Annotated in this window: 20 protein-coding genes and 1 riboswitch; of the genes, 7 read left to right on the top strand and 13 right to left on the bottom strand. The window is 66.9% G+C overall.

The annotated features are described in order from the left end of the window. Positions 1-36: 36 nt before the first annotated feature. Positions 37-1,506 (bottom strand): PPE domain-containing protein, encoded by a 1,470-nt coding sequence (locus tag ACZYZ7_RS22170; RefSeq protein WP_450072769.1) that lies wholly within the window; start codon positions 1,504-1,506, stop codon positions 37-39. A gap of 190 nt (positions 1,507-1,696) precedes the next feature. On the opposite strand from ACZYZ7_RS22170, the gene ACZYZ7_RS22165 reads away from it, so the two are divergent. Continuing rightward, positions 1,697-2,506 carry a class I SAM-dependent methyltransferase gene (locus ACZYZ7_RS22165; RefSeq protein ID WP_450072770.1) on the top strand — a complete coding sequence of 270 codons (810 nt, stop codon included), beginning with the start codon at positions 1,697-1,699 and terminating at the stop codon, positions 2,504-2,506. Between the two features lie 78 nt (positions 2,507-2,584). On the opposite strand, the gene metE is transcribed toward ACZYZ7_RS22165, so the two are convergent. The 3 genes from metE to ACZYZ7_RS22150 all read right to left on the bottom strand — a co-directional run bounded on the left by metE (position 2,585) and on the right by ACZYZ7_RS22150 (position 6,576). Continuing rightward, on the bottom strand, positions 2,585-4,858 hold the full coding sequence (metE, locus tag ACZYZ7_RS22160) for a 5-methyltetrahydropteroyltriglutamate--homocysteine S-methyltransferase (protein WP_463741819.1): 2,274 nt from the start codon (positions 4,856-4,858) through the stop codon (positions 2,585-2,587). A 126-nt stretch (positions 4,859-4,984) separates the two neighbouring features. Next, a riboswitch (cobalamin riboswitch) is annotated at positions 4,985-5,221 on the bottom strand. A gap of 42 nt (positions 5,222-5,263) precedes the next feature. After that, positions 5,264-5,938, bottom strand: a complete 675-nt coding sequence (locus tag ACZYZ7_RS22155; RefSeq protein ID WP_450072772.1) for a sensor domain-containing protein — start codon at positions 5,936-5,938, stop codon at positions 5,264-5,266. Between the two features lie 116 nt (positions 5,939-6,054). Then, positions 6,055-6,576 (bottom strand): hypothetical protein, encoded by a 522-nt coding sequence (locus ACZYZ7_RS22150; protein ID WP_450072773.1) that lies wholly within the window; start codon positions 6,574-6,576, stop codon positions 6,055-6,057. A gap of 494 nt (positions 6,577-7,070) precedes the next feature. Between ACZYZ7_RS22150 and ACZYZ7_RS22145 the strand changes: the two genes are divergently transcribed. The 5 genes from ACZYZ7_RS22145 to ACZYZ7_RS22125 all read left to right on the top strand — a co-directional run bounded on the left by ACZYZ7_RS22145 (position 7,071) and on the right by ACZYZ7_RS22125 (position 10,285). Beyond that, positions 7,071-7,772, top strand: coding sequence for an MspA family porin (locus ACZYZ7_RS22145; protein WP_450072774.1), 702 nt, complete (start codon positions 7,071-7,073; stop codon positions 7,770-7,772). 91 nt (positions 7,773-7,863) lie between these two features. Then, positions 7,864-8,556, top strand: coding sequence for an MspA family porin (locus ACZYZ7_RS22140; protein ID WP_450072775.1), 693 nt, complete (start codon positions 7,864-7,866; stop codon positions 8,554-8,556). 30 nt (positions 8,557-8,586) lie between these two features. Continuing rightward, positions 8,587-9,321, top strand: a complete 735-nt coding sequence (locus ACZYZ7_RS22135; protein ID WP_463741818.1) for a hypothetical protein — start codon at positions 8,587-8,589, stop codon at positions 9,319-9,321. Between the two features lie 249 nt (positions 9,322-9,570). Next, positions 9,571-9,882 carry a hypothetical protein gene (locus tag ACZYZ7_RS22130; protein ID WP_135460168.1) on the top strand — a complete coding sequence of 104 codons (312 nt, stop codon included), beginning with the start codon at positions 9,571-9,573 and terminating at the stop codon, positions 9,880-9,882. A gap of 64 nt (positions 9,883-9,946) precedes the next feature. Beyond that, complete coding sequence (locus ACZYZ7_RS22125) at positions 9,947-10,285, top strand: hypothetical protein (protein WP_450072777.1); 339 nt, start codon at positions 9,947-9,949, stop codon at positions 10,283-10,285. Positions 10,286-10,316: 31 nt separating this feature from the next. Here the strand turns inward: ACZYZ7_RS22125 and ACZYZ7_RS22120 are convergent, their stop codons facing one another. Together ACZYZ7_RS22120 and ACZYZ7_RS22115 are read right to left on the bottom strand one after the other, a co-directional pair. Next, positions 10,317-10,706 (bottom strand): hypothetical protein, encoded by a 390-nt coding sequence (locus tag ACZYZ7_RS22120; protein WP_450072778.1) that lies wholly within the window; start codon positions 10,704-10,706, stop codon positions 10,317-10,319. After that, complete coding sequence (locus ACZYZ7_RS22115; protein WP_135456544.1) at positions 10,693-11,247, bottom strand: signal peptidase II; 555 nt, start codon at positions 11,245-11,247, stop codon at positions 10,693-10,695. Before ACZYZ7_RS22115 ends, ACZYZ7_RS22120 begins: the two co-directional genes overlap by 14 nt. A 118-nt stretch (positions 11,248-11,365) precedes the next feature. Here ACZYZ7_RS22115 and ACZYZ7_RS22110 point away from each other — a divergent pair, with 118 nt between their 5' ends. Next, the gene (locus tag ACZYZ7_RS22110) at positions 11,366-12,118 is read left to right on the top strand and encodes an enoyl-CoA hydratase (RefSeq protein ID WP_135456546.1); all 753 of its coding nucleotides are present in this window, start codon (positions 11,366-11,368) and stop codon (positions 12,116-12,118) included. A 16-nt stretch (positions 12,119-12,134) separates the two neighbouring features. Here the strand turns inward: ACZYZ7_RS22110 and ACZYZ7_RS22105 are convergent, their stop codons facing one another. The 7 genes from ACZYZ7_RS22105 to ACZYZ7_RS22075 form a co-directional block, all read right to left on the bottom strand. Next, positions 12,135-13,322, bottom strand: a complete 1,188-nt coding sequence (locus ACZYZ7_RS22105; RefSeq protein WP_463741817.1) for a dihydrolipoamide acetyltransferase family protein — start codon at positions 13,320-13,322, stop codon at positions 12,135-12,137. Continuing rightward, a complete protein-coding gene (locus ACZYZ7_RS22100) occupies positions 13,319-14,344 on the bottom strand; it encodes an alpha-ketoacid dehydrogenase subunit beta (RefSeq protein WP_463741942.1) in 1,026 nt (341 codons plus the stop codon). The genes ACZYZ7_RS22105 and ACZYZ7_RS22100 overlap by 4 nt, the downstream gene beginning before the upstream one ends. A 65-nt stretch (positions 14,345-14,409) precedes the next feature. Beyond that, a complete protein-coding gene (pdhA, locus tag ACZYZ7_RS22095) occupies positions 14,410-15,498 on the bottom strand; it encodes a pyruvate dehydrogenase (acetyl-transferring) E1 component subunit alpha (protein ID WP_135456552.1) in 1,089 nt (362 codons plus the stop codon). A gap of 246 nt (positions 15,499-15,744) precedes the next feature. Next, entirely contained in the window at positions 15,745-16,557 is an 813-nt protein-coding gene (locus ACZYZ7_RS22090) for an HpcH/HpaI aldolase/citrate lyase family protein (protein ID WP_450072781.1), read from the bottom strand. Further along, positions 16,557-17,048: a MaoC family dehydratase gene (locus tag ACZYZ7_RS22085; RefSeq protein ID WP_135456556.1), complete on the bottom strand. Its 492-nt coding sequence runs from the start codon at positions 17,046-17,048 to the stop codon at positions 16,557-16,559. Before ACZYZ7_RS22085 ends, ACZYZ7_RS22090 begins: the two co-directional genes overlap by 1 nt. Next, a complete protein-coding gene (locus tag ACZYZ7_RS22080; RefSeq protein ID WP_135456558.1) occupies positions 17,045-18,208 on the bottom strand; it encodes an acyl-CoA dehydrogenase family protein in 1,164 nt (387 codons plus the stop codon). The genes ACZYZ7_RS22085 and ACZYZ7_RS22080 overlap by 4 nt, the downstream gene beginning before the upstream one ends. After that, the gene (locus ACZYZ7_RS22075; RefSeq protein ID WP_463741941.1) at positions 18,205-20,202 is read right to left on the bottom strand and encodes an acetyl/propionyl/methylcrotonyl-CoA carboxylase subunit alpha; all 1,998 of its coding nucleotides are present in this window, start codon (positions 20,200-20,202) and stop codon (positions 18,205-18,207) included. The genes ACZYZ7_RS22080 and ACZYZ7_RS22075 overlap by 4 nt, the downstream gene beginning before the upstream one ends. Positions 20,203-20,211 lie beyond the last annotated feature (9 nt).

Below are 20,211 nucleotides of genomic sequence, written 5' to 3'. Positions count from 1 at the left end.
TCGGATAGGTCGCGTCAAACCGATTGAAAGTTCCCGCTATTCGCGATCCGGACTGCCAACCCACGTCGCGGGAAGCATCGGGACCGACTCTCCGGCACTGTCGAATGACCGCTGGACCATCCCGGCGGCGGGGGTACTCGTGGCCACCGGCGCGACACCGGCGAAGCCGAGGGTGCCTGCACCCGTCCCGCTGGACGTGGGTGGTACGGGCCGGCCGAGGACCGGGTCTTCGGCCGCGGCCTCCGCAGTGTCGGTGGCGGCCAGAAACTCGTGGCGATAACTCCGGGCCCGGTCTCGTTTCCGGCTGGTCTGTTTTCGACGGCTGCGGTCGATGGCGGCTGCTCGCGCCGCGGCTACGGCGGTCAGGATATCTGCCATGCTGTCAGGGGATTCGGTGCCGGATTTCGGCCCCGATGCCACGGCGGGCGGATCCAGACCGGGGACGGCATAGGTCACGATCGGTGATGCCGCCGAGCCGCTCGCACTGGTTGTGGTGGGCCCGCTGGGACCGGAACTACTGGTCTGCGGAACCGCGCTGGAGACTCCGGACGGGGTCAATGCCAGGCCCGCGTGGGCGCTCGGCGCAGCGCGGTGGCCGGCGGCGACCTCGACGGGAGCCGGTAACACGCTCGCCGGCGGCGCCTTGTTCTGCAGGAGCGCCAGCGCACCCAGCGCGCTCAATGCGCTGAGTGCGGGCGCGAAGAACGGCAGCAGCAGAAGCGAATACGAGGCGTAGTACGGATACCAGAGCATGTCGTACAGCACCAGCGCGATCGCCGCGAGTATGGCGGCCTCGGCCGGGTTGAACCCCAGTTTCCCGAAGAGCTGCTGAAACGTCTCAAGCAGTTTTTCGGGATTGCCCGCACCCGCGATGAGGTCGGAGATCAGTCGCCAGATGTCGTTCAGCGGCTGGTTGTCCGACGCTGAACCGGACGTACGCTGCTGCTCACTCCGTGCCTCACCACCCGGCGCGAGGATCGAAGGGGCCAGCCGCGGTGGTGGAACAGCAGAATAGGCGCTCGCCGCAACCGCCTCATAGGTCATCATCACCTCGGCCGCCTGCAGCCACATCCGCACGTAATCGGCTTCGTTGAGGGCAATCGGAATGGTGTTGACGCCGAAGAAGTTGGTGGCCGACAGCACGCCGTGGGCGACGTGGTTGGCAGCGAGTTCCGCCGGCGTTGGCATGATCGCCAGGGCGCTGCTGTAGGCAGCTGCAACCATCTCGTGCTGTGTACCGGTGATGGCACTGTCGGCTGAGGCCTGTTCCAGCCACGCCAGGTAGGGGCCATGAGCAGCCACATACTGCGCCGCGCTGGGACCTTCCCAGCTACCGGCTTGCACCTCGGCCAGGATCTGCGTCAGTTCGGCTGCTACCGCGCTGTATTGAGCGCTCAGCGCATGCCACTGCCCGGCTGCGGCGAGAAGTGATCCGGGACCGGGGCCCGTGCTCAACAACGCGGAATGCACCTCTGGGGGCACCGCCAGCCAATGTGGGCCAGTCACGTCATCACCTCCTTGCACAAGCGTCGACCGGCAGCGCGAACCTGCACGAGTTCGCCTTGTCCTTCACTAGTCGGTGACGGGAACCAGAAAGTTCCCGCGGTGTGTGGCAGTGACCTGTGAACCAGGGCAACGACTCTCGACGGCGCTGCGCACGTGCACGCGCTCAGGGGCCGACGGGTACGGTCGTGCCATGCCAGTGATCGACGCGCGTCATCTGACCGCGGTATCGGAAACCGCGCTACTGACTCTGCACCAGAGGGCGACGGAGGCCGCCCGGCCTGACGGCGTCATCGAGGACCCGATGGCGATCACACTGCGTGACGGCCTCGGCTACGACTATCACCATTTCGGCCGGACCCACCAGGCCACCGCCCTGCGCGCCCTGGCGTTCGACGTCGCTTCGCGGCGATACCTGCAGACGCACCGCCGCGCCAGTGTGGTCGCCCTGGCCGAGGGGCTGCAGACCAGCTTCTGGCGTCTCGACAACGGTGAAATGACCTGGCTTTCGGTGGACTTGGAGCCGATCGTGCGGCTGCGTCAGCAACTACTCCCGGCTTCGGACCGGCTCCGGTACCTGGCGCAGTCGGCACTCGACCATTCCTGGATGGATCAGGTGGACGCAACCAACGGCGTGCTCATCACCGCCGAGGGATTGTTCCAATACCTGGAGCATGACGCGGTATTCGATCTCATCGCAGCCTGTGCCGCCCGATTTCCCGGAGGACAGCTGATCTTCGACAGCGTCCCGCGGTTTCTGAGCTGGTACTCGCAACGACGTGGCATCAGGCTCAGCAAGCAGTACACCGCGCCACCGATGCCGTTCTCATTCACTGCAGACCGGTACGACGAGTTACGCTCCATCCCAGGCGTTCTCGCTGTGTACGAGCTCGATATGCCGGCGGGCCGGGGCAAGGTCCTGTCCCGTGCCGCGGGCCTCGTCTACCGGTCCAGGCGGCTCGAGCGCTTCCGGGCACCGACCAATGTCGTCGAGTTCGGTTAGCCGAACGAGCGTGGGTCTCGTGCACGGGAATCGACGCGATTGCGTGCACAAGACCCACGGTCGGCCAGACAAGCGACGCTATCCTGCACGCACTTTCGCTGCAGCGCGGACCATATGCCTGAGCGACTCGGTCACCTCATCGGTGGTTCGCGTCTTCAGGCCGCAGTCGGGGTTGACCCAGAGCCGTTCGGCGGGAACCGATTCGAGTGCCTCGCGCAGTGCCGTCGTGATCTCCTCCACGCCAGGCACCCTCGGCGAATGGATGTCATAGACACCCGGGCCGACGCTGTTGGAGAATCCGGCGGCATTGAGATCTCCGAGAACCTCCATGTGCGAACGGGCCGCCTCGATCGACGTGACATCCGCATCCAGGTCCGCGATCGCCCCGATCACCTCACCGAACTCCGAATAGCAGAGGTGGGTGTGGATCTGCGTGGAGTCGGCGACGCCTGAGGTGGACAGCCGGAACGCATCGACCGCCCACCGCAGGTAGGCGTTCTTGTCCTTCGAACGCAGCGGCAACAGCTCGCGGAGTGCCGGCTCATCGACCTGGATGATCGCGATACCCGCCGACTGCAGGTCGACCGTCTCATCCCGGATCGCCAGGGCCACTTGAAATGCCGTGTCCGCCAACGGCTGATCGTCGCGGACGAACGACCAGGCCAGGATGGTGACCGGCCCGGTGAGCATGCCCTTGACCGGCTTGTCCGTGAGTGACTGGGCATAGCTGATCCACTCGACCGTCATCGGCTCCGGCCGGACCACGTCCCCGTAGAGGATCGGCGGCCGCACGCACCGGCTGCCGTAGGACTGCACCCAGCCGTTCTGGGTCGCGAAGAACCCGTCGAGTTGTTCGGCGAAGTACTGCACCATGTCATTGCGTTCGGGCTCTCCGTGCACGAGCACGTCCAGCCCCAGCTGTTCCTGCAACGCGATGACGTCGGCGATCTCGGCCTTCATCCGTCGCTGGTATTCCGCGGCGTCGATATTGCCGGACCGGAGGTCGGCGCGAGCGATACGAATGGCCGTTGTCTGCGGGTAGGACCCGATCGTGGTGGTGGGCAGGGCGGGCAGCTTCAGCCGGTCCTGTTGGGCGGTGCGACGCCGATCGGCCTGCCCACGCTCGGCGCCGGAGGCCACGATCGCCGAGATCCGCGCCCGGACCTGGCCGTTGTTCAGCCGTGGATCGGATGTGCGGGAGGCAATGGTGGCGTTGGATTCCGTGATCTCGGCCGAGATCGCGTCGCGCCCCTGCCTGAGACCTCGCGCCAAGACCGCGACCTCATCGACCTTCTCAGCCCCGAAGGCCAGCCAACTACGCAGTACCGCATCGATATCCGCTTCAGCGTCGAGCGCGTACGGGACATGCAGCGTCGAGCAGGACGTCGACACTGCCACCGCTCCCGCGTTCCCCAGGAGCGCGCCCAGTGAGTCCAGGGCCCGTTCCAGGTCGGTGCGCCAAATGTTGCGGCCGTCGACCACACCGGCCACCAGGAGCTTGTCCTTCAGCTCGGGCACGGCGGCCAGAGCGGCAGCAGAACCGGCCACCAGATCGATGCCGATGGCCTCGACCGCGGTCCGGGCCAGGGCCGGGAGCGCATCCGTCAGCTCGCCGAAGTAGGTCGCGACGAAAATCGCGGGCCGCTTGGTCAGCGCGCCCAGCCGGCCGTAGGCACGGGTGGCCAGTTCGGCGGCGTTGTCGACCATGTCGGTCACCAACACCGGCTCGTCGATCTGGACCCACTCGACATCCCGATCTGCCAACACGCCCAGCAGTTCGGCGTACACCTCGACGAGCTCGTCGAGCCGCGAGGCCGGCGCGCCCGCTCCGTCGACGGCCTTGGACAAAGACAGGAACGTGACGGGCCCGATGATCACCGGCCGGGCCGGAACCCCCTGTGCGCGCGCCTCTTCCAGCTCACCCAGCACCTTGGCCGCGTTCAGGGAGAAGGTCGTGTCCGGGCGCAGTTCCGGAACCAGGTAGTGGTAGTTGGTGTCGAACCACTTGGTCATCTCCAGGGGCGCGATTTCGTCGTTCCCGCGGGCGGCGGCGAAGTAGCGGTCGAGATCATCGGCGATCCCACTGACCCGCGTCGGCAGCGCACCGACCAGAACTGCGGTATCGAGCATCTGGTCGTAGTAGGAGAAGGTGTTGATCGGGACCGAATCGAGTCCGGCCGCGACGAGCGACGCCCAGGTGTCGCGTCGCAAGGTGGCGGCCACTGATTCGAGTTCTGTTCGGTCGATACGACCCGACCAGTACTTCTCGACGGCGCGCTTGAGCTCGCGGTTGGGCCCGATTCGAGGTGACCCGAGGATGGTGGCGGTGAAAGGTGCTGCGGTTGTGCTCATGACGACGTCCTTCAACATGCGGGGATGGCCACCGCCAGGAGACATCGAACCGAACGCAGCCACCCACCACGAGTGAACCGCTTTCGGCCACTGCCCATTCCGCGAGGCGATGAACCACCGGACGCGGCGCGCCCGGTACGGCTGGCAGGTCTTCGGACTCACAGGCACGCACGGAATCCGTGCACCTACTGGCCGTCGCTTCCCAGCCGCAGATTCCTGCGGGCCAGTGCTGATGACGGCGGTCGTTCCTGCATACCGCTGCGGGACAGTCCCGGATTCTCACCGGGTTCCCTCTCACGTCGCATCTCAATCAGCATGCGACGCTCGATGTCGGCACCGCAAACCTCCGGTGCCGACAAACCAGCTGCGCGGCTCAGACTACCCCCGCACGGTGGCGGGTACCGATCAGCGCGGCATCGCGGCTTTGATCTTGTCCACCACATCGGCTGCCTGAGTTACCGACGAACCCGCCGGCTTACACGCCTGGATATCCATGACGAGATTGGCGGCCACGGCGAGCGCACGCTGGCAATCCCGGGTCTGATCCCCGTTGACGCGGGTGAAGGGCAGCGTGAGCTCGGAATCGGTCTTTGTCAGATCGCCACTCGTCCACTTGGGCAGGCGCTCACCATTGAGGGTGATGTTCACGTGGTGGTTGGTGCACTTGGACCAACGGTCCGCCGATTGGTTCAAGAAGTCGGTGGCATCCTGCGCGGACGGGAAGATGACGACCGACTGCACCAGCAGGTTGTCCCAGTCATCGTTGTCCGGCGCGCGCAGCAGCACCTGGCGCATGGCGGTCCAGCGATCCCCGTAGATGGCCGCCTCATCGACCTGCCAAGCACCGAGGCAGTTCAGATTGGGCAGCAGATTGCGATGATCGCCCATCTCGGTGACAGGCGGGTGTGCCGTCATCCCCTCGGTCCCCATCAGGGTGTTGACCTCGTCGGTACTGAGCAGCAGTCCCTCGAGCGCCGACTTGGGCACGTCTTTCGGCGGCCCCTGGGCTTTGTCACCATTGCCGGCACAACTGGTCGCCAACAGCACGAGCATGAGCAGCGAGATCGCAAGCCGGATCACGGTAATCCTTTACTGACGGCACGGTTCACCGCGCGGTGGGGGACGGATTCTCAGAGGTGACGCGAACCGGGGCGCTGCGCGATTACCCAATCAGGACAACGAGTTTGTGTTTGCCGTCACGCGTGGGTGCCGGCGGCGGCGCAGGCCATCTGGGCGTTGTTGGCGTCGGTGTTGAGCTGGGTGGCCGTGTCATTGAGTGACTGACCGCCGGTACGCAGCCCCATCTTCAGGAGCAGCTTGGTGGCGCCGAAGGACCATGACCGCATCGGGTTGGCGATCTCGGGCGAGAGTCCGGGAGTGCCGGCGGCGTTCATCGCCGACGCGGCGGCCTCACGCAGCGCGGTCCGGCCACTGGTGTTGGTGGTGCTGATCGTCGGGTCGCCGTAGTCGGGGCGCTCCACACCTTCAATGGAATCCGCGAAATCACCGTAGAACGTCGACGCGGAGTCAAGCGCACTCGCGAACGTGGAGCAGGCAGCAACCGCCGGCACGCCGGGATCATCCGTGCTGGCGACCGGCACGGGCACCGGACCCGCAGCCGGCACTCCGGCTGTCACCGGGGGCAACTCCGGCACGGCAGGCGCTGCCGGCCCCGGAGCACCTGACTCGTCGCCCGGCTCGGCAACTGCCATGGGCATGGCAGCGAAGCCGATGCCGACCGCAATGAGCAGCGATGCAAACCCTCGCTCGTACACCTGAGACGACCTCAACGATTCCTCCGTCAATCGGTAGCAATTCGGCGCTGCGCGCCACAGTTCACGTCCGCGCCCCCTCGACGCATCGGCCGTACCCCCCCCGGATGCCCCTCACGGTCGGGGTTGCACATGTCCAAAAAGTGAACAGACGGCCAACCGACCACCTCCAAGGGTCGTCCATTGCGTGCCGGCAGTCGCTGCTGTTTCCTCATATATGTAATGCGCTGCGGCGCATGCCCTTTCCCAGCAACTTCACAGGTTCCGGGAATCCAGCTGGACGGGAATGCGGCGGCAGTTGTTGGGGCGTTGTTCACCGAATCGAAACGCAACCGGTTAATGATTCGTCGCGACAGATTCCTTGGGCCCGTTGGGTTCAGACGACCATGGCGTGTCGCTGAACGGCAGGGCCCAAAACCACGAGAGGCGCAAGTTCACGCATGTTGAGTCGTTTTGCCCCCCTGGCTGCAGTCTGCATGTTGGCCCCTGTAGCGATTGCGCCCCTTGCATCCGCGGATCCCCCGCCCCCGCCGGACCCCGCAGCGCCCGTCGCGGCCGCCGCGCCGGCCGGCCCGCCGCCGGACACCGGCGCCGTGCCGTCCTCACCCCCAGGAGTCCTGGACACCCCCGACGGCTGGCACGTGAGCGTGGCCGGCTCCAACGAGACCCTGCTGCCGGTCGCACCACTGACCACCGCGGTGTCCTCACGCGAATACCTCGTCGGCGGCACCTTCACCGGCAAGGTCTCCGGCGGCGGCAAGACCAAGCTCACCGGCGGCACGCTGGAAGCCGGCGCCCAGATCGGTTGCGGCATCATCACCGATGAGACCGAAATCAACCCCGGCGTCAGCTTCACCCCCGGCATCAGGATTCCGTTCACCGGCTCCGCAGGCGATGTCAACGGCGGTACCGGTATCAGCTTGCAGGGCAAGGTCTATCTCAAGCCGGGCACCGTCACCATCGTCCCGATCGACAAGAAGTCGTTCAAGGGCACCGGAACCCGCGTGACCATCACCGGTGTGCGGATCAAGTTCGATCAGTGCGCGGGCCAATCGTTCATTCGCACCTACGCGACCCTGACCAGCTCCACCGACAACACCGACGACGTCATCACCTACCTCGGCGTCACCAAAGCCGTCTGAGCGCGGCCCGGAAACGACACCGACCATGATCCGCTCTGATCACAACGCCGACCCCTCGGATTCGAAACCCATGAGAGGCACAAGTTCCCGCATGATGAATCGCTTCGCCACCTTGGCCGCCGTTTGCCTCTTGGCCCCGGTTGCGTTGGCGCCCCTGGCGTCGGCCGACCCGCCACCGCCGCCGCCGGCAGACCCCGCCGCACAACCTGTTGATGCCGGGCCGCCGCCCGACAACGGACTGGTCGCCTCCGCCGAACCAGGTGTCGTCACCACCCCCGACGGCTGGAAGCTCACCGTTTCCGCCAAAGACGAGAGCCAGCTGCCGGTCGCACCACTGACCACCGCCGCCTCCTCACGCGAATACCTCGTCGCCGGCACCTTCACCGGCACCGTCACCGGCGGCGGGTCCACCTCGCTGACCGGCGGCACACTCGACACCGGCTACCAGATCGGCTGCGGTATCGAACTCGGCCAGGTCCGCCTCATCGGGTCGATCGGTCTGAGCACCTCGGGCTCCACCCTGGCCGGCATCATCCCGACCGGCGTGAGCATGCCGATGTCGGGGACGCTGGAGATCCACCCCAAGCCCGGCACCGTCACCAACGTCTCGGTGAACAAGAAGTCGTTCAAGGCCGCCCCGGTGCGCGTCACCCTCAAAGACGTTCACATCAAGGTCGACGGCTGCGTCGGTCAGTCCTTCCTGCGCTCCTACGCCACCCTGACCAGCTCCACCACCGACACCGATGATGTGGTGGCTTACTACGGCGTCACCAAGTCGGTCTGACAGGCTGATGTGAAAGCGAAACACGAAGGCATGAGCGAGAACCCGGACAGCACATTGCCGACCAGGAACGTGGTGGCCAATCTCGCCGCGGCCGGGCTGTTCGCAGTCGGCGTGGCGGTTGCCTGCTCGGCAACCGCCGCAGCCGACCCGGCACCGCCGGAGGTCCCAGGTGCTCCCGCGGTCGCCGCCCCAGCGCCCGCTGTGGAGCCGCCTCCCCCACCAGGACCCGAGGTACCCCTGATGGGCGCACCACTCGGGCCGAACGGGTTGTCGGTTCTGGGGCAGACCGGAACCGATACGGGACCTGGCAGGTTGGGCGTCCCGAACGGGGTCGACATGAGTCCCGGTGCGCTCCTCGGGCAGTACTCGGTGCCGTCCGCGCCGGGCGCCCCACCACCGACCGAGGCACCCAACCTCAGGGCGTTCAACAACGGAAACTTCTTCCCGCAGAACGAGAAACCTTCGGCACCCGGTCAGGGCACCGTGGTCGGGGTCGCGCCAGGTCAGGAGAACGCGGATATCTCCGGGCTCGACTGGATGCGGAACATGCGCGACATGTACCGCAACGGGAACCTGCGTGGCGCGATGCTGGGCCAGCTGCCCAAAGAGCAACTCGGTGAACCACTTCCGGGGACCGCTCCCCCGCCGGGAACGAATATTCCGCAGGGTCTCGGTGAGAATCTCCCGGATCCGGCAGCACCGCCGCCGGCACCGGGAGTCCCGGTACCGCCCGCGGGTCCCGCTCCCGCTCCGCCTGCTCCCTAGCTCTACAGATCGACATTCGGGCAGCGTCCGGCACTTCCCCGGACGCTGCCCGAACTATTTGTACCCGCCGAACCTTCTGCGCCCTGCCGGCCCGCTAGCCGGACAGAACGCGCCGAGAGCGTCAGCCAGACACTGTTTGGTAAGTTCCTGTTAACTTTCTGTACATCAGGAATACACTTACGGGCAGCGGTCGGGGCTACCGGTCAGAGCGACAGCATGAGATCCGACCGCCGGGAGGTCGAGATGCTGATGCGAACACGGAATTCGACAATCACCGGGCTGGCCGTGATGATCCCGGCCCTTGCGATCGGGGGCGCGCCGTTGGCGGCGGCGGAACCGACTGCAGGCAGCGGCCAGCGGGCTGACGAGACCATCTCAGCCCTGAACGCCGAGGGCTACAACGTGGCTATCAACTGGGTCGGCGGTACCAGCACACTGTCGCTGTCGCTGTGCCGGGTCAATTCGATCCACAACCCCAACCGTGGGTCGCCGGCCCTGCCCAAGTCAGAAGTGACGGTCTACGTCGACGTGCAGTGCCCCGACGAGGGCTCGAATTCCTGATCTCCCACGGACCCATCCGGCGGAATAGACTGGCAAAGTCGGTCCGACCGCTGGGAGGATCATCATGCCGCGGGAGTCGAGTCGCGCGAAGATACTCGCATCCTTCGGTGTGCTGTGTGCGGTGATCTTCCTGGCCCCACCTGCCGGAGCAGACCCGACCGCCGGCACCAGATCGGCGGCCGACACGATCAACGATCTCACCGCCAAGGGCTACAACGTCCAGATCAATTGGGTCAGCGGGGTCAGTAGCGAACCGCTCACACGCTGCAGGGCGACGGCCGTTCACAATCCCGATCGGTCGCCCGGCACCGACCCGGCGAATACCACTGTCTACGTGGATGTGTCGTGCCCCAACGAACCCGACGACGGCGTCTGGGGCGGAATCGGGATCGGTTTCGGTTGACCTTCGGTTCGAGCGATCGGGTCGGCTTGCATCAGAACGCTGCCCCATTGGGCACCGACGTGGTGGCGTAGGGATTCGACATCGTCGTGGTCGGCGGCGCGGTGGTCTCCACCGGGACTTCCGGCGGTGGCGCACTTGGCGTTCCGATGCCTTCGCTGGTGCTCACCGGTGACCGCGTGCTGGTGGTGGCTGTCGCCGACCGCGACGGCATCGACTTCGTCGGCGTCACCGGTGTGAGCCGCTCGGGTTGGGTAGGCAGCACTGAGTGGTGCGACGTCGTCAGGATCGCGAACACCAGCACACCGATGGCCACCAGGCCGCCCACACCGGCAACGACGATCGCCGCGGTGGTCTCGTACCAAGGAGTGGCCGGCGGGCTTTCTACTGAACCGACCCAGCGCTCCTGATCAACTTCCGGCATGCGGCCCTGAGGTCCGAGCCGCGCCGTTGAACGGAAAACCCGACAGCGACAACGCAATCAACCAGACCACGCCCGCCAACACGGCGATGTCCGCCACGTTGAACACCGGCATCGGGCCGACCGCCAGGAAATCAACCACATGCCCGCGCAGCGGGCCGGGAGCGCGGAACAGCCGGTCGACGAGGTTGCCCGTGGCGCCGCCGAGGATCGTCCCGAGGCCGAGAGCCCACCACGGCGAGCGCACATGGGCACCGATCCAGGCGATCGCACCGGCCACGGACAGAACGACGAGGGTCAGCATCACGGTACGGTCCGCGGCCATCGACAAGGCCGCACCAGAGTTACGGGTGAGTTCGCATACCAGCCAGTTGCCGAGCAATGGGACGGTGCGGCCGGGCTGGAGCATGCCCACGGCAAGCGTCTTGGTACCCACGTCGATCAGAAACACCGACCCGGCAGCCAACAACAGCAGACGACGCCGCGTCGGCTGCACCGACCCGGCTCCCGGGGCGCCAGAAAAACCGGCGATGTCGGCCGTCACCGGATCATTGTCCGCTCGCGGGGGCCGGACCGCCGGGCACCGCGACTGACGTTTCGATGAACTTTTGTGGTCACCCACGCCTGAGCGCGCGGACGGCACGGAGGGCTAGGGTGACCTCGTGCCGGATTCCGTGTTGGTCAGCGTCGACGATCACATCGCAGTCATCACCGTCAACGACCCCGATCGCCGCAATGCGGTGACCTTCGAGATGTCGGCGGCCCTGCGCGCCGCGGTCGAGGCCGCCGAGGCCAACCCCGACGTACACGCCGTGATCGTCACCGGTGCAGGCAAGGCGTTCTGCGCCGGTGCCGACCTCACCGCGCTGGGCGAGGCCACCGAAGACGGACTGCGCAAGATCTACGACGGCTTCCTGGCGGTCGCCAATTGCACGCTCCCCACCATCGCCGCGGTCAACGGCGCCGCCGTCGGCGCAGGCCTCAACCTGGCGCTGGCCGCCGACGTTCGGATCGCCGGCCCGAGCGCGCTGTTCGATCCGCGGTTCCAGAAGCTGGGTATCCATCCCGGCGGCGGCGCCACCTGGATGCTGCAGCGAGGCGTCGGCCCGCAGGTGGCCCGAGCGGCGCTGTTGTTCGGCATGCGCTTCGACGCCGAGTCCGCGGTACGCCACGGGTTGGCGCTGTCGATCGCCGAGGATCCGGTGGGCGCTGCACGTATGCTCGCCGCCGGACCCGCAAGCGCCCCACGTGACGTGGTGATCGCCACCAAGGCCTCGATGCGGGCCACCGCCAATCCGGGGACAGTCGACATCGACCAGCACGGGACCGCCGTCGACATCGAACTCGGTCCACAGGCGCGCTCCATCGAATCCCCGGAATTCGCAGAGCGTTTGGCCGCGGCCAAGCGCAAATAGCCGCTTCGACTCTCCGCTACAGTTCGATCAGCGCCAATTCGGGCGCCTCGATCAGTGAACGCAGGTCACGCAGGAACGCGGCGGCCTGGGCACCGTCGACGACGCGATGGTCGAAGGCACAGGTCAACGACATCGTGGGGTGAGCCACCACGGCCCCGTCAACCACGACCGGCCGCGGTTTCATCGATCCCATCCCGAGAATCGCGGCCTCCGGATAGTTGATCACCGGCACGCCGTCGTCCAGGCCGAGTGCTCCGAAGTTCGACACCGTGAACGTCGACCCGCTCAGCTCGGCCGGGCTGAGCGTTCCGGCTCTCGCCTGCTCGACCAGCCGGGCCACCGCTGCGGCCAACTCTCGCGTCGTCATCGATTGCGCGTCCCGGATCACCGGGACCAGCAGTCCGCGGGGCGCGGCCACTCCGAAACCCAGGTGTACGGCCGGATGCCGGTGAATCTGTGGCCCTTCGGCGGTTTCGAGCCAGGTGGAGTTCAGCATCGGATGCCGCCTCAGCGCCAGAACCAGTAGCCTTAGCGTCAGCACGAACGGTGTGGCGGGGACTTCGGCATCCGCGACCTTGATGCGGTCCCGCAGCTGTGACAACGCAGTACAGTCCACGTCCACCCGGGCGTGCGCATCGGGTATCTCTTTACGTGACAACGACATCCGCCGTGCCATCGCGGCCTGCACGCCACCGACGTCGATGATGTCCGCACTGCCCGCTGCGGCCAGGACGTCGTCGCGCGTGACGATCCCCTCGGGCCCGGATCCCGGCGCCACCTTCTGGAGGTCGACGTGCAGGTCCGCCGCCAGTTTGCGCACCGGAGGTTTGGCCCGCGCCCGCGGGCTCTCCGAACTCGGCGCCCGCCTACTGACATCCATGGTGTCGTCGGTGCCATACCCGACCAGCACCGACTTACGGGGTGTCGCACCATTTTTCACGGACCCGATTGGTGCTTCGGCCAGCTCATCGGTGTCTATCCGGGCCAACAGTGACCCAACGGTCAAGGTATCCCCCGCCTTGCCACCGAGCTCGAGCACCTGCCCGGCGAACGGGCTGGGTATCTCCACCTCGGCCTTGTTGGTCTCGACCGTGCACAACGTCTGATTGAGCTCGACGGTGTCGCCCACCGCAACGCTCCAGCTGGTGATCGTGGCGTCCTGCAACCCCTCACCGAGATCGGGGACCAGGAACTCCCGGTTCACGGCTGCACCATCGCGCGCTCGACGCAGTCGAGCAGGCGGTCGACGCCGGGCAGCCACACCTTCTCCAGCCGGGCCGGCGGATAGGGCGTGTCAAAACCGGTGGCACGCAAGACCGGTGCCTCAAGATCGTAGAAGCACTCCTCGGAGATCCGGGCAGCCAGTTCGGCCCCGAAGCCGAGGGTACGGGGCCCCTCATGCATGACGACGGCTCGGCCGGTTCGCCGCACCGACGCCGCAACCGTGTCGAAGTCGAGGGGGTTCAGTGAGCGCAGATCGACAATCTCGAGGCTCCAGCCCTGCTCTGCGGCCAGCTCCGCGGCGTTGAGCGCAGTGGCCACCAATCCGCCGTAGGTGATGACGGTGACGTCGGTTCCGTTGCGCCGCACCATCGCCCGGCCGATGGGTGGAGCGGGCGCGCTGGTGTCGACGAGTTCGCGTGCCCAGTAACGTCGCTTGGGCTCCAGGAAGATCACCGGGTCGGCGCTGCTGATCGAATACCGCAGCAGCCAGTACGCGTCCGACGGCGTGGACGGTACGACCACCTTGAGACCCGCCGTGTGCAACCAGTACGACTCGGTGGACTCCGAATGGTGTTCAACCGCACCGATGCCGCCGAACGACGGAATCCGCACCGTCACCCCCAGGTTGATGTCGCCGTGGGTGCGCATCCGGTATTTGGCCAGATGACTGGCGATCTGATCGAAGGCCGGATAGCTGAACCCGTCGAACTGGATCTCCGGTACCGGGGTGAACCCGCGGATCGCCAGGCCGACTGCCACACCGATGATCGCCGATTCGGCCAGCGGAGTGTCGAAACACCTTTCGGCGCCGAAGGTCTCGGACAGTCCCTCGGTGACTCGGAAGACCCCACCGAGGGTAGCGACATCCTCGCCGAACACCAGCACACGGTCGTCGGCGTCCATCGCGTCGCGCAGCGCTTGGTTGATGGCCGCCACCATGGTCAGTTCGGCGGGCCGCGCCGTCGACGCCGGCGGTGCCGGCATTCTGACCGGAGCCAGCATCGGCTCCCACGGCTCCGGCGAATCACCCTGAGCGGCAGGACGATCGATGATCTGGGTCATGAGTCTTACGCCTCCTTCGCCAGTTCGGCCAACAGCGCATCGCGTTGGCGTGCCAGATCCGGGGTGATCTCGGCGTATACGGTGTCGAACAGTTCGGCAGGATCGGGGTCGGCCGCCCCGACGAGAGAGTCGCGCAATTCTGCGCACAGCCGCCGCGAGCGTGTGGCCACGCGCTGCTCGAGTCGTTCGTCGAGCACGCCGGCGTTCTGCAGATAGGTGCGGTACCGCGCGATCGGGTCGCGGGCAAGCCACTCGTCGACCTCGTCGGCCGACCGATAGCGGGTCGGATCGTCGGAGGTGGTGTGCGGACCCATCCGGTAGGTGACGGCCTCGATGAGCGTGGGGCCTGCGCCCGCACGGGCGCGTTCGGCGGCCTCGGCCATCACCGCATAGCAGGCCAGCACATCGTTGCCGTCGACGCGGATACCCGGCATGCCGTAGCCGATGGCCCGGTGTGCGATCGACGGCCCGGCCTGCTGCTTGCTCACCGGCACCGAGATCGCCCACTGGTTGTTCTGCACGAAGAACACGCACGGCGCGCGGAACACCGACGCCAGGTTGAGCGCCTCGTGCACATCGCCCTCACTGGTGGCGCCGTCGCCGAGGAACGCGACCGTCACCGAGTCCTCGCCGAGACGCTGCGCGGCCATCGCAGCGCCGACCGCATGCAGTCCGTGGGTGCCGATCGGAATCGCGATCGGGGCGACGCAGCGGCTGGTGAACTCGCGACCGCCGTGCCATTGCCCCCGCCAGGTCGCACCCATCTGGCCCGGGGTGATCCCGCGCAGCAGGAACGCCCCGATCTCCCGGTACTGCGGAAATAGCCAGTCGGTCTTGCGGAGGCAGGCGGTCGCCCCGATCTGGGCGGCCTCCTGGCCGCGGCAGGACGCATACAGCGCCAGCTCACCCTGGCGCTGCAGGTTGACGAATTCGACGTCCAGGTCACGAGTCACGACCATCGATTCGTAGAGCCAGGCCAGTGTCTCGTGGGGCAGATCGCGGCTGTAGCGCGTTTCGCTGGTGGGCGACCCTTCTGCGTCGACCAGACGCACCGGATCCAGATCGACACTCAGTGCCGGATAGCGCTCAGCCATACCGCCTCCTTCTCGGGTGACGGCATGTCGCGCCGCCAGTCCATGAGGTGCTCAGGGCAGCGGCGGTACGGGCAAAACCCCTGGTGAGAGGCCTCCGGCTAGATGCCTGGGTGTGGCGCTAGCTGGACGATCCGCTCGGCCCGTCGCAGCACTGGGGCATATCGCCATTATGCGCCCGAATCGAATCCGGCCACGCGCATCACGGGTAACGGATTGGAGGCGTGTCGGACAAGGACCGGCCGGTGATCAGCTCCGCGGTGCCAGCGCGACGATCCGCTCGGCACGCCGCAGAACCGGAGCGTCGACCATCAGGCCGTCGTGCTGGAAGACACCACGTTCGCCTGCCACCCGATCGAGCACTGCTCGCGCCCAGGCGATCTGCTCATCGGTCGGGGCATAGGCGGACCGGATGACGGCGACCTGCGTGGGGTGGATCGCCACCTTGGCGTCGAATCCGACGGCGACGGCGTCGTCGGACTCCGCCCGCAGGCCGTCGAGATCCTTGATGTCGAGGTACACCGAATCCAGTGCCAGCTTCCCGTAGGCCTTGGCGGCCAGCAGAGTCTGCGACCGCACGTGCTGGGCGACGTCGCGGTACGTGCCGTCAGGCCAGCGGTTGGCGGTGCCACCGGTGACCGCGAACAGATCCTCCGCCCCCCACATCACCGCGAAGGCGTTGTCGGGCTGCACCAGCTCCACCACGTTCAGCGCGGCCAACGGTGTCTCGATCAGCACCACGACGTCCAACGGCGCCAGGGCGCGCACCTGATCGGCATGCTCGGTCTTGGCCAGCATCACGGTGGTGTAGTCGGTGGCCGCGACCGCCTTCAGGTCGAGTTCGTGGTCGGCGGTGCTGGTCGGGTTGACCCGCACCACGGTGCGCGCCGGATCCAGCGGGGTGTCGATCAACGCCTGACGCGCGGCCGGTCGGTCCTTGGCCGCGCACCCGTCTTCGAGGTCGAGGATCACCACATCGGCTGCGGCCGCGGCCTTTTCGAACCGCTCGGGACGGTCGGCCGGGCAGAACAGCCAACCCGGGCCCGGTGCCTGGACCGTCATCAGGAATCTCCCTCCGGGCGCATGCGCACCATGGTCTTGCGCGACGCCGTCGCCACGATGTCACCGTGCTGGTTGCGGCCCGTGTGCGCGAACGTCACGATGCCCTCCCCCGGCCGGCTCTTGGACGCCCGCTTCTCGGTGATCTCGGTTTCGGCGTAGAGCGTGTCACCGTGGAAAAGTGGCTTCGGGAAAGCGATCTCGGAGAACCCGAGGTTGCCGACGATGGTGCCCTGGGTCAGCTGGGCCACCGACAGCCCGACGAGCGTCGACAACGTGAACATCGAGTTGACCAACCGGGCGTTGAACGGCGGCAGGGCGTCGGAGAACGCGGCATCCAGGTGCAGTGCCTGGGTGTTCATGGTGAGCGTGGTGAACAGGACGTTGTCGGCCTCGGTGATCGTGCGACCGGGACGGTGCAGGTAACGCACACCGATCTCGAACTCCTCGAACCACAGCCCGCGCTGCTCGATTACTTTCTTGGCTTCGCTCACAAGCCCGCCTCCCGCGCGATCAGCATCAGCTGCACTTCGGTTGTCCCCTCGCCGATTTCGAGGATCTTGCTGTCCCGGTAATGCCGCGCCACCGGGTATTCGTTCATGAATCCGTAGCCGCCGAAGATCTGGGTGGCGTCGCGGGAGTTGTCCATCGCGGCCTCGCTGGACACCAGCTTGGCCACCGAGGCGGCCTTCTTGAACGGCTTGCCGGACAGCATCAGCGCGGCCGCGTCGTAGTACGCCGCGCGGGCCGCGTGGGCTCGGGCCTCCATCCGGGCGATCTTGAAGGCGATGGCCTGGTACGTGCCGATGGCTGCGCCGAAAGCCTGACGTTCCTTGGCGTACTTCACACATTCATCCACGCAGCCCTGCGCGACACCGACCGACAGCGCCGCGATGGCGATGCGGCCCTCATCCAGGATGCGCAGGAAGTTGGCGTAGCCGCGGCCACGGTCGCCGAGCAGGTTCTCGGCCGGCACCCGGACGTCGTCGAAGCTCAACGGGTGGGTGTCCGAGGCGTTCCAGCCCACCTTGTTGTAGGCGGGTTCGGCGGTGAATCCCTCGATGGGCACCGGCACCAGGATCGAGGAGATCTCCTTCTTGCCGCCCTCACGCTCCCCGGTCACCGCGGTCACGGTGACCAGCTTGGTGATGTCGGTGCCGGAGTTGGTGATGAACTGCTTGGAGCCGTTGATAATCCAGTGGCCGTCGTCCATCTTGGCGGTGGTCTTGGTGGCGCCGGCGTCGCTGCCACCGCCCGCCTCGGTCAGGCCGAACGCACCCAGTGCCTTGCCACTGGACAGTAGCGGCAGCCACTCCTGCTTCTGCGCGTCGTTGCCGAAGCGGTAGACCGGCATGGCGCCCAGCGAGACTCCGGCCTCCAGCGTGATGGCCACGCTCTGGTCGACCTTGCCGAGTTCCTCCAGGGCCAGGCACAGTGCGAAGTAATCGCCGCCCATGCCGCCGTACTCCTCGGGGAACGGCAGACCGAACAGGCCCATGTCGGCCATGCCGTCCACGACCTCGTAGGGGAACGAATGTTCCTCATCGTGCTTGGCGGCCACGGGGGCGACCACGCTCTGGGCGAAGTCGCGGACGGTCTTGGCCAGTTCCGCGTAGTGATCCGGCAGCGTGCCGGTCGACAGAAAGTCGCTCATTGCTCGTTCTCCTGTGTGTGAGCGGTGATTCGGGCCAGTGGCTGACCCACCTTGACCTGGTCGCCGACGGCGACGAGTAGTTCGGCCACACCGTCGATCGGTGCGGTCAGGGCGTGCTCCATCTTCATCGCCTCCACGGTGACCACCGTGGTGCCGGCCGTCACCTCAGCGCCGTTCGTAACACCCACGGCCACAACCGACCCCGGCATGGGGCTGACGAGTTCGGCGTCGCCGCTGTGCTCGTCATCGGGCCGCACCGGCGCCTCACGTACTTCCTCGACGACGTAGCTGCGTCCACCGCCCGAAAGCCAGAGCTGACCGACGCCTCCGCTCAGCTGCGTGGCGACCAGATACTCGGTACGCATGCCATCGAGGGTGACGGTGAACTGGTCGCCAGCGAAAGCGGCACTCAGAGTGTGGGTTTCGCCGTTCTCGACCGACGCGGTGGCCCGGCTCGGGACACCGGTGAGGTACACGTGGTCCGTGCGCTCGGCGGCCCGCAGCCGGAATGCGGCCGGGGCACGCTCCCCCACCCGCCAGCCGGTCGGCCGGGCCCACAGCTCGTCGCCGGCCTGCACCCAGTTGCTGATCCACTGGTAGGCCGCCGCCGCGATCAGCTCTGCATCGCCGAGGGCCTGGGGCGCGAAATCGGGTGCGCGACGGTCCAGCAGGCCGGTGTCCAACCGGCCCGCGGCCACATCGGGATCCGCCAGCAGGAAGCGCAGGAACTCTGTGTTGGTGGTCAGGCCCAGCACCGCGGTATCGGCCAGCGCCCGGTCCAGCTTGTGCAACGCCGCGGTCCGGTCGGCGCCGTGGGCGATGACCTTCGAGAGCATCGGGTCGTAGTCACTGCCGACCACGGTGCCTGCGGCCAGGCCGGAATCCACCCGCACGCCCGGCCCACTGGGCTCCCGCAGCCCGAGCACCGGGCCGCCGGTGGGCAGGAAGCTGTTGGCCGGGTCCTCGGCGTAGACCCGCGCTTCTACGGCATGGCCGGTCATCACGATGTCGTCCTGGCCGATCGCGAGCTTGTCGCCTGCGGCGATCCGGACCTGCTGCTCCACCAGGTCAACTCCGGTGACCATCTCGGTGACCGGATGTTCGACCTGCAACCGGGTGTTCATCTCCATGAAGAAGAACTCGTCGGGCGCATCGGCGGACACGATGAATTCCACGGTGCCTGCACCCGTGTAATCGACACTACGCGCGGTATCGCAGGCGGCCTGCCCGATGCGCGCCCGGGTGGCCGGGTCCAGCAGCGGTGACGGCGCCTCCTCGATGACCTTCTGGTGCCGGCGCTGCAAGCTGCATTCGCGCTCGCCGAGGTGAATCACGTTGCCATGGCCGTCGGCCAGTACCTGCACCTCGATGTGCCGGGGCCGCAACACAAATCGTTCGAGGAACAGGGTGTCGTCGCCGAAGGCGGCGGCGGCCTCGCGGCGGGCGCTGGTCAACGCGGCAGGAAGATCGGCAGCCTGTTCGACCACCCGCATGCCCTTGCCGCCACCACCTGCCGACGGCTTGACCAGGACGGGGAAGCCGACCTCGGGCGCCCCCGCGATCAGATCCTCATCGGTCAGGCCGGGACGCGATATACCCGGCACGACGGGGACACCGAACGCCGACACCGCGGCCTTGGCCGCGATCTTGTCCCCCATCGTGGCGATCGCCGAAGCCGGCGGTCCGATGAAAGCGATGCCCGCGGCCTGCAGTGCGGCGGCGAACTCGGCGTTCTCGGAGAGGAATCCGTAGCCGGGGTGTACCGCCTGCGCACCGGTGCGCTGCGCAGCCGCGACCACGGCGTCGATGTTCAGGTAACTCTGGCGCGCCGCGGCAGGGCCGATATGGACAGCCACGTCAGCCTCGAGGACGTGGCGCGCCGCCGCGTCGGCGTCGCTGAAGACCGCCACCGATCGGATGCCCATGGTCCGCAGGGTGCGGATGACCCGCACCGCGATTTCGCCGCGATTGGCGACGAGGACTGTGTCAAACAATGAACTTGA

This window comes from Mycobacterium sp. IDUB_17, from assembly GCF_055419465.1.
The sequence above is the reverse complement of the archived record's forward strand: the minus strand, read 5'-3'. Positions and strand labels throughout refer to the sequence as shown.